10 protein-coding genes and 1 pseudogene are annotated in these 12,504 nt (G+C 68.0%); all 11 read left to right on the forward strand.

Going from position 1 to position 12,504, the window contains the following annotated elements; genetic code table 11:
• Nucleotides 1–202: 202 nt before the first annotated feature.
• The gene (locus tag M9902_RS06340) at nucleotides 203–1,261 is read left to right on the forward strand and encodes a pilus assembly protein PilM (protein WP_297221601.1); all 1,059 of its coding nucleotides are present in this window, start codon (nucleotides 203–205) and stop codon (nucleotides 1,259–1,261) included.
• Nucleotides 1,261–1,872: pseudogene (locus M9902_RS06345) on the forward strand (PilN domain-containing protein); the annotation flags it as partial. The gene M9902_RS06340 and the pseudogene M9902_RS06345, both read left to right, overlap by 1 nt.
• A gap of 23 nt (nucleotides 1,873–1,895) precedes the next feature.
• Complete coding sequence (gene pilO / locus M9902_RS06350; protein ID WP_297221602.1) at nucleotides 1,896–2,588, forward strand: type 4a pilus biogenesis protein PilO; 693 nt, start codon at nucleotides 1,896–1,898, stop codon at nucleotides 2,586–2,588.
• Nucleotide 2,589: 1 nt separating this feature from the next.
• Nucleotides 2,590–3,114: a pilus assembly protein PilP gene (locus M9902_RS06355; RefSeq protein WP_297221603.1), complete on the forward strand. Its 525-nt coding sequence runs from the start codon at nucleotides 2,590–2,592 to the stop codon at nucleotides 3,112–3,114.
• A 150-nt stretch (nucleotides 3,115–3,264) separates the two neighbouring features.
• Complete coding sequence (locus M9902_RS06360; RefSeq protein ID WP_297221741.1) at nucleotides 3,265–5,187, forward strand: type IV pilus secretin PilQ family protein; 1,923 nt, start codon at nucleotides 3,265–3,267, stop codon at nucleotides 5,185–5,187.
• Between the two features lie 340 nt (nucleotides 5,188–5,527).
• Complete coding sequence (locus M9902_RS06365; RefSeq protein WP_297221604.1) at nucleotides 5,528–6,517, forward strand: MoxR family ATPase; 990 nt, start codon at nucleotides 5,528–5,530, stop codon at nucleotides 6,515–6,517.
• 19 nt (nucleotides 6,518–6,536) lie between these two features.
• Entirely contained in the window at nucleotides 6,537–7,481 is a 945-nt protein-coding gene (locus tag M9902_RS06370) for a DUF58 domain-containing protein (protein ID WP_297221605.1), read from the forward strand.
• Complete coding sequence (locus M9902_RS06375) at nucleotides 7,478–7,930, forward strand: DUF4381 domain-containing protein (RefSeq protein WP_297221606.1); 453 nt, start codon at nucleotides 7,478–7,480, stop codon at nucleotides 7,928–7,930. Before M9902_RS06370 ends, M9902_RS06375 begins: the two co-directional genes overlap by 4 nt.
• The gene (locus tag M9902_RS06380; protein ID WP_297221607.1) at nucleotides 7,927–8,934 is read left to right on the forward strand and encodes a VWA domain-containing protein; all 1,008 of its coding nucleotides are present in this window, start codon (nucleotides 7,927–7,929) and stop codon (nucleotides 8,932–8,934) included. Before M9902_RS06375 ends, M9902_RS06380 begins: the two co-directional genes overlap by 4 nt.
• Entirely contained in the window at nucleotides 8,931–10,823 is a 1,893-nt protein-coding gene (locus M9902_RS06385; RefSeq protein ID WP_297221608.1) for a VWA domain-containing protein, read from the forward strand. Before M9902_RS06380 ends, M9902_RS06385 begins: the two co-directional genes overlap by 4 nt.
• Nucleotides 10,820–12,472, forward strand: coding sequence for a BatD family protein (locus M9902_RS06390; protein WP_297221609.1), 1,653 nt, complete (start codon nucleotides 10,820–10,822; stop codon nucleotides 12,470–12,472). Before M9902_RS06385 ends, M9902_RS06390 begins: the two co-directional genes overlap by 4 nt.
• Nucleotides 12,473–12,504 lie beyond the last annotated feature (32 nt).

Here is a 12,504-nt window from a genome sequence, read left to right on the forward strand (position 1 = left end):
ATAGAGTAGGCGCGGAGCCGACTGTAGGTTAGGATAGGGCCGGTGGCACCGCTCCAGGGGGCGGGGACGGGACGCGAAGGGGCGCGTTTCGGACCCGGGAGAAAGAAATTTTGGCCGCATGGGTTGCCAATACGTGAAAAGTCCGTTATTCATGTAATACAGCGCATGGTGCACGCAAGCACCCGTGGGAAGGGGAGATACCGTGGGTCTGGGGACAAAGACGCAATCGCCGTTGATCGGCGTCGACATCAGTTCGACCGCAATCAAGCTGCTGCAGCTTGCGCGGACCGGTGACCGCTACCGCGTGGAGCATTACGCGGTCGAGCCGTTGCCGCCGAACGCGGTGGTCGAGAAAAATCTGGTCCAGGTCGAGGCCGTGGGCGAAGCCATCCGCCGCGCAGTCGCTCGCTCCGGCACCCGCCTCAAGCTGGCGGCCGCAGCGGTGTCCGGCTCGTCGGTGATCACCAAGCTGATCACGATGCCCGGCTCGCTCAACGAAGACGAGATGGAATCGCAGATCGAACTGGAAGCGGTGAATTACATCCCGTATCCGGTCGAGGAAGTGAACATCGACTTCGAGGTGCTGGGGCAGGTACCCGGCAACGCCGAGATGGTGCAGGTGCTGCTGGCGGCGTCGCGCTCGGAGAACGTCGAGATGCGCGCCTCCGCGCTGGAGCTGGGCGGGCTGACCGCCAAGGTCATCGACGTCGAGGCCTTCGCGATCGAAAACGCCTTCGCGCTGATGGCCGGCAGCCTGAACGTGCCGCGTGACGGCCTGGTGGCGCTGGTGGACGTCGGCGCCACCATGACCACGCTGAACGTGTTGCGCGGCGGCCGCAGCCTGTACACCCGCGAAAACGTGTTCGGCGGCAAGCAGCTCACCGACGAGGTGATGCGGCGGTACAGCCTGAGCTACGAAGAAGCCGGCCTGGCCAAGCGCCAGGGCGGGCTGCCCGAAAGCTACGAAGTCGAAGTGCTGGACCCGTTCAAGGAAGCGATGGTCCAGCAGGTCAGCCGCCTGCTGCAGTTCTTCTACGCCGGCAGCGAGTTCAACCGCGTCGACCAGATCGTGCTGGCCGGCGGCTGCGCTTCGATCCCCGGCATTGCCGCGATGGTCGAAGAGCAACTGGGCATCCCGAGCGTGGTGGCCAACCCGCTGGCGCAGATGACGCTGGGACCGCGCGTGCAGGCGCATGCGCTGGCGCAGGACGCGCCCGCCCTCATGATCGCCTGCGGGCTCGCACTGAGGAGCTTTGACTGATGGCAAGGATCAATCTCCTCCCCTGGCGCGAGGAACGTCGCAAGGCGCGCCAGAAAGAATTCGTCGGCATGTTGGTGCTGTCGGTGCTGGCCGGCATTCTCGTCACCGGCCTGATCTATACGCTGTACAGCGGCCGAATCGCCAACCAGAACAGCCGCAACGCCTATCTGCAAGACCAGATCACCCAGGTTGACGCCAAGATCGCCGAGATCAAGCAGCTCGACGCCAAGAAGGCCAACCTGCTGCAGCGCAAGCAGGTGATCGAGCAGCTGCAGTCCAACCGCTCGCAGATGGTGCACCTGTTCGATTCGCTGGTGCGCACCATCCCGGACGGGGTGGCGCTGTCGGCGATCAAGCAGGAGGGCAACATCCTGACCCTGACCGGGCGCTCGCAGTCCAATGCGCGGGTGTCGACCTACATGCGCAGCCTGGAGGGTTCGGGCTGGATGACCCATCCGGATCTCGACGTGATCGAGGCCAAGGACGGCAACCCGGGCCTGCCTTACGAGTTCACCCTCAAGGTGACGCTTGTCGACCCCAATGCGCCCAAGGATGAGGACAGTGACGACGGGGCTGCGGCGCCTGCCGCCGCTCCGGCTGCCGCGCCTGCCCCGGCTGCAGGAGGGACCGCATCGTGAACGACAAGAAGATCAATCTCCGCGAACTGGACATCAACAACATCGGCAGCTGGCCGCGCAAGGCGCAGCTGGGGTTCTGCGCGATCGTCGTGGTGGTGATCGTGGCGCTGGGCTGGTGGGTGATGGTGCGCGGCCAGCAGGATGAGCTGGGCCAGCTGCAGGCGAAGGAAGCCGACCTGAAAACCGAGTTCGAGAACAAGCAGGGTCGCGCGGCCAACCTCGAGCCGCTCAAGCAGCAACTGGTGCAGATGGAACAACAGTTGCAGCAGATGCTGCGGCAGTTGCCCAGCAAGACCGAAATGCCCGACCTGATCGTCGACATCTCGCAGACCGCGCTGGCGACCGGCATCCAGACCGACCTGTTCCAGCCGGGCCCGGAGACCAAGCAGGAGTTCTACGCCGAAAAGCCCATTACCCTGCGGATGGTCGGGACCTACCACCAGTTCGGCGCCTTCGTCAGCGGCGTGGCCTCGCTGCCGCGCGTGGTGATCATGACCATGCACGATATCTCGCTGAAACCGAAGAACGCGCCACCGGGTGGCCGGATTGGCGGCAACACCCCGCTGGAACTGTCCGGTACGGTGAAGACCTACCGCTATCTGGATGAAGAAGAGGCGGCGGCTGCACAGACGCCCGCCGAGGGTGCGGCTCCGGCCGCGGCTGCGGCACCGGCTCAGGGAGGGCACTGACATGCGGATGCCATCGCTACGCCATGCCTCCGGCATCGTGCTCCTGTCCCTGGTATGCGCCACCACCCTGAGCGCCTGCGGCATCGGCCGCAGCGATCTGGAAAAATGGGTGGCCGAGGTCAAGGCCAAACCGGCGCCACCGCTGGAGCCGCTGCCGGTGATGAAGCAGTTCGAGACCTTCGAATATGCCGCCCAGAACCTGCGTGACCCGTTCGACCAGACCTTCAGCGGGGATGGGGCCACGGGTCCGCGTCCGGACCCGAACCGGCGCCGGCAGACTCTGGAAGGCTTCACCCTCGATACCCTGAAGATGGTGGGAACGCTGGGGAGTGGGAACAACCTGACCGGGCTGGTCATGGCGCCCGATCGCGTCACCTACAAGGTGGTTCCCGGCAACTACTTGGGGCAAAGCGACGGTCGCGTGACCGGCGTGCATGAAGACCGGATCGACCTCGTCGAACTGGTTCCGGATGGTGCAGGTGGCTGGCTGGAGCGTCCAGCCAAGCTGTCACTCGATTCAAATTGATTGGGGAATAGACCGATGACCGTCACCAACGCCAAGCAAACGCTGCCCGCACGGCACCGCCTGCCCCTCGGGGCTCTGGCGGCAGGCATTGCCGTGGGCCTGTACGCCGCCGGCGCCGGCGCATTCCCTGCGTCGACCTTCGCCGTCGGCATGGGCCAGTCCGCCACCGGCGCCCTCGCCGATCCGGCCAAGCGCACCCCCGATGCCGTCACCGTGTCCGCGATCGACTTCAAGCGCGGGGACGGCGGCTCGGGCAAGCTGATCCTGCGCTTCTCCGGCGACGGCGCGGCCCCCGATCTGCGGACCAACGGATCCAACGTGGTCGTGGACATCGGCAACGCCACCCTGCCGGCAGCACTGCAGCGGCCGATCGACGTGCGCGATTTCGCGACCCCGGTGCAGAACGTCCAGGCCCGTGCCACCAGCACCGGCACCCAGTTGGTGCTGGGGATGAACGGCACGTTCGAATCGATGGCCTACCAGACCGGCAACGAATACATTGTTGAAATCGTGCCGCGCGCGCAGACCGCAGCGACCGCCAGTACGGCTCCGGCCGTGGGCGCGGTGGCCTCGGGTGCGGCCACCAGCAGCGCCGGCGTGCGCTACTCCGGCCGCCCCGTCACGTTCAACTTCCAGGACGTGCCGGTGCGCACGGTGCTGCAGCTGATCGCCGACGAATCCAAGCTCAACATCGTCGCGGCCGACACCGTCACCGGCAACGTCACGCTGCGTCTGATCAACGTGCCGTGGGATCAGGCGCTGGATCTGATCCTGCAGGCCAAGCAGCTGGACAAGCGCCGCAACGGCAATGTCGTCTGGGTGGCGCCGCAAAAAGAGATCGCGGCGTTCGAGCAGGCCAAGGAAGACGCCCGCATCAGCCTCGAAGAGCGCGCCGAGAAGGTGACCGAATACATTCCGGTCAACTACGCCAGCGCGGCCAACATCGCCAAGATGCTGACCGAAGAGAGCAAGGGCAATCAGGCTGGCGGTGGCGGCGGCGGCGGTGGCCAGAGCGGCCAGGATCGTGGCTTCCTGTCCTCGCGCGGCAGCCTCAGCTTCGATGCCCGCACCAACACCCTGCTGGTGATTGACATCCCGCAGCGAGTGGAAGCGATCCGTGAGCTGGTCAGGCAACTGGACAAGCCGGTCGATCAGGTCGTGATCGAAGCCCGGATCGTGATCGCCAACGAAAGCGTCGCGCGTGATCTGGGCGCCCGCTTCGGTATTACCGGCTCGGCGCGCGATGGCCGCACCCAGTATGGCAACAGCATCGAAAACAACATCGCCAATCAGAACTCGATGGCGAATACCACCAATGCCAACAACGCCCTTTATCAGACGGCACTGTCGGACTACCTGAACAACTGCCCCGCCTGTACCGCCAATGATCCGGGCGCACCGCGCGCGCCGGGCATGGGCTGGAGCCCGACCACGCCCAATTACGGCGTCAACACCATCACCCGCGGGTTGATGAGCAGCCTGCCGGCGATTCTGTCCGGTGCCACTCCGGGCGCGCTGGCGCTGTCGATCCTCAACGCCGGCTACGCGCTGGACGTGGAACTGTCGGCAATCCAGCAGCAGGGCCGTGGCGAGGTGATCTCCAACCCGCGCATCGTCACCAGCAACCAGAAGGAAGCGGTGATCCGGCAGGGCAAGGAAATCGGCTACCTCACCGTGTCCGGCGGCCAGGGCGGCAACGTCCCGACCGTGCAGTTCAAGGAAGCGCTGCTCGAGCTCAAGGTGACGCCGACCATCACCAACGATGGCCGGGTGTTCCTCGACATGGGCGTGAAGAAGGACGAGCTGGACAGCTGGATCAGCCTCGGTGCCTTCGGCCAGGTGCCGCAGATCGCGCGGCGCGAGGTCAACACGGCGGTGCTGGTCGAGGACGGCCAGACCGTGGTCATCGGCGGCGTCTACGAGTTCTCGGATCGCTCCGACATCACCAAGGTGCCGTTCCTCGGCGATATCCCGATCCTCGGCAACCTCTTCCGCAACAAGAGCCGTGGCAAGAGCAAGGCCGAACTACTGATCTTCGTGACACCCAGGGTCATGCGCGTCAGCCAGCGCTGAGCGCAAGCCCGACAGGCATTACGATCGGGGGCCGCAAGGCCCCCGTTTCGTTTGTCGGGCAAGCCTCCGGGTGAAGCGAGTCTTTCGGGGCCAATCTTCAGAAGTCCCACCCATTGGAAAACCAACCAACGGACAGCAGTTCGTCGAGACTTCCTGCCTGCACCCATTCAACGAGCGGCATCGGGCGCGTGCAATCCGGGGGCGGCGTTTGCAAGGGCAGTGCGCCGTCTTGGGGCACAATCACCTGAACAACGGCGGATCGCCTGCGTGCAGGCGGCACGCAACGGACGAACCTTTGCCGGGCGAATGAGTCCAAGACGCAGTTGCATATGAGGTGACCATGGACACTGCCGTGGCGAATAGCCGCCTGAGGGAACGCTTTGGCGCGCTGCGCGCCGAGCTGGCGCAGGAGATCGTCGGCCAGGACGCCCTGATCGAGCGGCTGCTGATTGCCCTGCTCGCCGACGGTCACCTGTTGGTCGAAGGGGCGCCCGGCCTGGCCAAGACCACGGCCATCCGCGCGCTGGCGGCGCGGCTGGAAAGCGACTTCGCGCGCATCCAGTTCACCCCCGACCTGTTGCCGGCCGATTTGACCGGCAGCGATGTCTGGCTGCCGCAGGACGGCCGCTTCGAGTTCCAGCCCGGGCCGGTGTTCCATTCGATCCTGCTGGCCGACGAGATCAACCGCGCCCCGGCCAAGGTGCAGTCGGCCTTGCTGGAGGCGATGGGCGAACGCCAGGTGACGGTGGGCAGGCGCACCTGGCCACTGCCTGAACTGTTTCTGGTGATGGCCACCCAGAACCCGATCGAGCAGGAAGGCACCTTCCCGCTGCCGGAGGCGCAGCTGGACCGATTCCTGATGTACGTGCGGATCGGCTATCCGGAGGCGGGGGTCGAAACCGAGATCCTGCGCCTGGCGCGCGAGCGCGCCCGCACCGGCGGGATGACGCCGGTCCCGGTTGCCGAGCGGGTGGGCCAGGACGAGGTGTTTGCCGCCCGCAGCGAAGTGCTGGGGCTGCACCTGGCACCGCCGCTGGAACGCTATCTGGTGGAACTGGTGCTGGCTTCGCGCGAGCCGGCGCGCTACGAGGCGGCATTGGCACGGCGGATTGCCTGGGGTGCCAGCCCGCGTGGCTCGATCGCGCTGGAGCGCTGCGCCCGCGCCCGCGCCTGGCTGGCCGGACGCGATTACGTGATCCCGGAGGATGTGCGCGCGATCGCCCCGGACGTGCTCGGGCACCGCGTCCTGCCCAGCTTCGAAGCCAGCGCCGAAGGCTGGGACGGGCCGCGATTGGTGGCGGAATTGCTGCGGCTGGTGCCGTTGCCTTGAGCCGCGGGTGACAGCCGGAATGAAGCGCGCCGCGGGTGGAATCGAAGGGCTGGACAAGCGGAATCCGGGTGCAGGCACGGTCCCGGTGCTGTCGGATCTGATCGGCCTGCGCACTTTGAGCCGCAGCCGTGGCGGCGCCCGGCGCGGCAGTCACGGGGTGCAGGCGCTGGCTCCGTCGCTGCTGCTGGGGCGCGGGATGGAGTACGCCGAATCCAGACGCTACGTTCCGGGCGATGATGCCCGGCTGATCGATTGGCGCGTGACAGCGCGCACCGGACGCCCGCATACCAAACTGTTCCAGGCCGAGCGCGAGCGGCTGACGCTGCTCGTTGCCGACACCGCGGCGGCGCTGTATTTCGGCACCCGGGTGCGATTCAAGTCGGTGCAGGCGGCGCGGGCGGCGGCACTGGCGGCCTGGCAAGCGGTGCGCGATGGCGACCGCGTCGCCGCGCTGCGCGGCAGTCTGCACGAAGCCCCGGTGCCGCCCGCCTCCGGGCCGCGCGGGGCGCTGCGGGTGCTGGATGCGTTGGTGCGCTGGTACCAGGCGCCGCCGGCGGAGGATGCGGGGCTGGCGTTGGCGCTGGACCATGCCCGGCGGCTGCTGCGCCCGGGTTCGCGGCTGCTGGTGCTGGCCGATGCCGCCAGCGTGGCCGCGGTTCCCGAGACCTTGTGGCCCGGCTTGGCCCGGCACAACGATGTTCACGTGCTGCTGCTCACCGATCCGCTGGAGCGCCGCCCGCCGGTGGCGCGGCTGCCGTTTGCGCTGGCAGGCGGACGGCTGGAGCTCGGGCTGGACCAGGCCGGGGTGCGCCAGCGCTGGAAACAGGCGTTCGACGGACCGCTGGAGGCGGCGCTGGCCGGGCTGGCGCGGTTCGGGTTGGCGGCGGCGCCGTTGTCTTGCGATCTCCCGGCAGAGGCCGTGCGCGACGTGTTGCATTGCCCACCCTCGCGGTGCACGGCGTGAACGCCCCGCTGCCGCTGCGCGATGTCGTCACCGGCGCGGCGCCCTCGTGGTGGCCGCCGGCGCCGGGCTGGTGGATGCTGGCAGGCGGCGTGCTCGTGGTCATGGCGTTGCTGGCGGGGTGGCGCTGGCGGCGGGCGCGACGGCGTGCAGCATTGGCGCGGATTTTCGATGCCGCAGTCGCGGCCGCGAACACGCCGAGTGCGCGCGTTGCCGCTGTTTCCGAACTGCTGAGACGTGCTGCCCGCCGCATCGATCCACGCGCCGACCGCTTGCAGGGCGAAGACTGGCTGCGCTTTCTCGATGCCGGCATGTCCGAGCCTGCGTTCACCCGTGGCCCCGGCACATTGCTCGCGGACGGCGCATTCCGGCCCGACGTCGATCCGGCGGCGGCGCAGGCGCTGTGTGAGTGGGCGCGGACGCGCTATCTGGACTGGATGCGCCGGGCATGAACCTGCTGCCACAAGCACTGGCATTCGATGGTTTTGCCTGGCCCTGGCTGCTGGCGGCGGCGCTCCTGCCTTTGCTGGCGTGGTGGCTGCTGCCGGCTGGGGCGAGCCGCGATCCGGCGCTGCGGGCACCGTGGTCGCAGCGGCTGCCGGAGGTGGCGGTTGGCGCCCGTGGACGCAGCGCGATGCGGCGATTCCCGTGGCTGCTGCTGTGTGCCTGGCTGCTGCTGTGCGTGGCCGCCGCGAGGCCGCAGCGGCTCGGGCCGCCGGTGGCGCCACCGCAGGTCGGGCGCGACCTGATGCTGGGCCTGGACCTGTCCGCCAGCATGAGCGAGGAGGACATGGAACTGGGTGGGCGCAGCGTCGATCGTTTGACGGCGGCCAAGGCGGTGCTGGCGGATTTTCTGGACCGCCGCGAAGGCGACCGGATCGGGTTGATCGTGTTCGGTGATCGCGCCTACGCGCTGACCCCGCTGACTCTGGATCGCGACAGCGTGCGCCAGCAGCTCGACGACACCTGGCTGGGCCTGGCCGGGCGCGCCACCGCGCTGGGTGATGCGATTGGCCTTGCGACCAAGCGGCTGCAGGCACAGCCGGTCGGGCAGCGGGTCCTGATCCTGCTGACCGACGGCGTCAGCAATACCGGGGTCCTGGATCCGCAGCGCGCGGCGCGCATCGCCAGCGATGCCGGCGTGCGCATCTACACGATCGCCTTCGGTGGCAGCGGCAGTGCCGTCAGTCTGTTCGGGTTCCGTTTCGCGCTGGGCGGTGGCGAGGAGGTCGACGAAAGCGGGCTGCGCAAGATCGCCGATCTCACCGGCGGCCGCTTCTATCGTGCCCGCGCCACCGATGAGCTGGCCGGCATCTACTCGGAAATCAATCGACTCGAGCCGATCAAGCGTGCGGGCCTGCCGCAGCGCCCGAAGATCGAACTTTATCCCTGGCCGCTGGGCTTCGCGCTGGGGCTGGGCCTGCTGGCGCTGGCGCTGCGGGGGCGAGGCCCGTGAACCAGTTTGCTGCCAGCCTCGACCAACTGCATTTCCTGCGCCCGTGGTGGCTGCTGGCGCTGCTGCTGGTGCCGCTCTGGATGGCGCTGGCAGCGCGCGCCCGGCGGCAGCGGCGCAGCGTCTGGGACGCCGTGGTGGACCCGCACCTGCTGCCGCATCTGCTGGATGCGGATGCGCGCACGGCGGCGCGCTCGGCTGGGTGGCGCTGGGCTCTGCTGTTTTCCTGGATGCTGGCAACGCTGGCACTGGCGGGGCCGAGTGTGCGGAAGCTGCCGCAGCCGCTGCTGCAAGCGCAGGCGCCGCTGGTGGTCGCGCTGGATCTGTCGCGCGCGACGCTGGCCAACGACCTGCCGCCGAGCCGGCTGGCGCAGGCGCGGGCGAAATTGGCGGAACTGCTGCGGCTGCGTGCAGGCGGACAGGTCGCGCTGGTCGCGTTCGCCGACGATGCCTTTACCGTGGTGCCGCTGACCGATGATGCCGGCAATGTGGCGCTGTTTCTGGACGCGCTGGCGCCGGACGTGATGCCGGCGGATGGCCATCGCGTCGATCGCGCCATCGCCCGTTCACAGGCACTGTTGCGCCAGGCCGGCGAGGCGCACGGCGTGATCCTGCTGCTGACCGATCGTGCCGATGCGGCGGCCATTGCGCAGGCGCAGCGCGCCAGCGCGCAGGGCGACCGGATCGAGGTGCTGGGGCTTGGCTCCACCCGCGGCGGCGTATGGCGCGACGAGGGCAGGCTGGAGACGGCCCGGCTGGACCCGGCCTCGCTGGAGCGTCTTGCCGCTGCCGGCGGCGGAGGCTATGCGCAGATCACTGCCGATGGGTCCGACCTGCGGGCGCTGGGCGTGCTGGATCCTCGCGAAGTGGGCCGCGTGGCGGCGCACGGGCAAACCCTGTCCAACTGGCAGGATGACGGCTATTGGCTGCTGCCGTTGGTGCTGCTGCTTGTGTTGCCCCTGTTCCGGCGCGGTGGTGCGGTTGCGGCGGTGCTGCTGTGCGCGCTGTGGCTGCCGTTGCCGCAGGCACAGGCGCAAGCGGCGCCGGCACCTGCTGCAGCGCAAACCAATCACGGTACCCTCTGGCGGCGTGCCGATCAGGAAGATTGGAGGCAAATGCAGGAGGGCATCGCCGCGTACCGGCGCGGGGATTATCCCACCGCGGTTTCCCGATTCTCCGGGCTTCCTGGCGCGCAAGCCCGATACAACCTCGGCAATGCGCTGGCCCGGCAGGGACGCTATGACGAGGCGATCGCCGCCTATGACCGTGCGCTGCAACAGCAGCCGGGCATGGCGGATGCCATCCACAATCGTGCGCTTGTCCAACAGGCAAAGCAGCAGAAACAACAGCAGCAACAACAACAACAGCAACAGCAACAGCAACAGCAACAACAGCAACAGCAACAGCAACAGCAACAGCAACAGCAACAGCAACAGCAACAGCAACAGCAACAGCAACAGCAACAGCAACAGCAACAGCAACAGCAACAGCAACAGCAACAGCAACAGCAACAGCAACAGCAACAGCAACAGCAACAGCAACAGCAACAGCAACAGCAACAGCAACAGCAACAGCAACAGCAACAGCAACAGCAACAGCGTCGCGGGGCCCCGGATGCCGGCGAACAAGGGCAGCTCAAACCGGAAGACGCGCAGGCGCAGCATCGCGCCGATGCAGCGCAGCGTCAGCGCATGCAGGAAGCCTTGCGTGGGCGTCAAGGCGCGTCAGGCCAGCGCCCGGCGGATGCGACTGCCGCCCGAGAAACGCCCGAGCAGCGCGAGCGACGGTTGGGCAATCAGGCCTGGTTGCAGCGGGTGCCGGACGATCCGGGCGCGCTGCTGCGCGCGCGCTTCCTGCGCGAGGCGCAGCGGCGCAGCGGAGAGGCGCAATGAGGCGGGCATGGCAGGCCGGCCTGTGGCTGCTGCTGGCTTGGCTGGCACTGCCGGTGCAGGCTCAGGCGCAAACGCGGGCCTGGCTGGATCGCAGCGAAATTGCCTTCGGGGAAACCGTAGCGCTCAACATCGAAACCGACCAGTCGGTCGATGCCGTCGATTACGCGCCGCTGCAAAAGCAGTTCGACGTGGCCGGCCAGACCCTGCGCCGCAGCCTGGAATGGAACAACGGGCGCAGCCGTTCCCGGACCTTGCTTGCCGTGGGCCTGCGACCGCGAGCACCCGGCGTCCTCACCATCCCGCCGCTGCGGGTGGGCACGGCGACCACCGAACCGCTGCGGCTGGTGGTTCGCCCGCCGGCCGCGCTGTCGGCGAACGCGGGTTCGGATCTGTTCGTCGAAACCGAGGTGGATGATGCCCGTCCCTACGTACAGCAATCGGTGGGGGTGACGGTTCGATTGAATTACGCCGTGCCCCTGCAATCGGGCGAACTGACCCAGGATCCGCCCGACAACGCCACGCTCCAGCAGATCGGCGAGGATCGGCGCTACACGCGCGAGCTCGATGGCCGCCGCTATCGCGTCGTCGAACGCCACTACCTGCTGATCCCCGAGCGCAGCGGCACCCTGGTCATCCCGGGCGCGCGCTTCAGCGGCCTGCGCGACAGCGACATGTTCAGCTCCCTGTTCGGGGGCGGCGGTCGGCAGGACGTGTCGGTGGCCGCACCTGCGCGGCGGCTCGAAGTGCGCCCGATCCCGGCAACGGCTATCCAACCCTGGCTGCCGCTGCGTGGCCTGAGCCTGCGCTATCTGCGCAAGCCGGTACAGGTGCGTGCGGGTGAGGCGGTGCAGGTCGAAATCGGGATGACGGCCGATGGCGCCACCGACGTCCAGCTGCCGGCGCTGGAATTGGGGAATGTGGCGGGCGCGCAGATCTTCGCGGATCCGGCGCAAACCGACACCCGGATCGTCGACGGCAAGCTGCAGGCGAGCGTACGCCGGGTGTTTTCGCTGGTCCCAAACCGGGGCGGACGGCTCACGGTTCCCGGGCCAAGCGTGGTCTGGTGGGATGCGACCGTCGGCAAGGCGCGGACGACGCAGTTGCCGCCGCTGCTGCTGGAGGTGGCGCCCGGCAACGTGGCGATGGCGCCCGCAGCGAGTGGCCCGAACGCGACGGCCTCCCCCGTGCTGGCGACGGCTGACGAAACGCCGCCCTCTTCGGATCGCTTCTGGCCGCCGAACCCGCGGACGGTGGCGGCGGGCGTGGCTGGAGCCCTGCTGCTGGCGGTGTTGGGTGGCTTGCTCTGGCGTCGCCGCGCCGCGCACCACGCGGTTGTGGATAGGGATGCATCGGAGCCACCGGCGCCGACGTCGCTGTCCAGAGCCTTGGCCAACGGCGATTTCGCGAAAATTTCCCTCGCCCTGACCCGGCAGGCCGGGCTGGCGGCGGACGATCTGGAAGCAGTCGTTGCGCGGCTGGATGAGCAGGCGCAGCGCGATGCGGTCGTGCTGTTGCAGTCTGCGCAATGGGGCGGCGGCAGTGCCATCGAGGCGCGCAAGGCGCTGCGGGCGGCGTTTGCCGGCGGCGCGCGCTGGAAGGATTCGGCGCCCAAGGCCGCCGAATTGTTGCCACCGCTGTACCCAATGTGATCCCGTGCGTTTGTTAAGCTCGCCACCTTGAC

The sequence above is a fragment of the Thermomonas sp. genome (genome assembly GCF_023953935.1).
Taxonomy (GTDB): Bacteria; Pseudomonadota; Gammaproteobacteria; order Xanthomonadales; family Xanthomonadaceae; genus Thermomonas.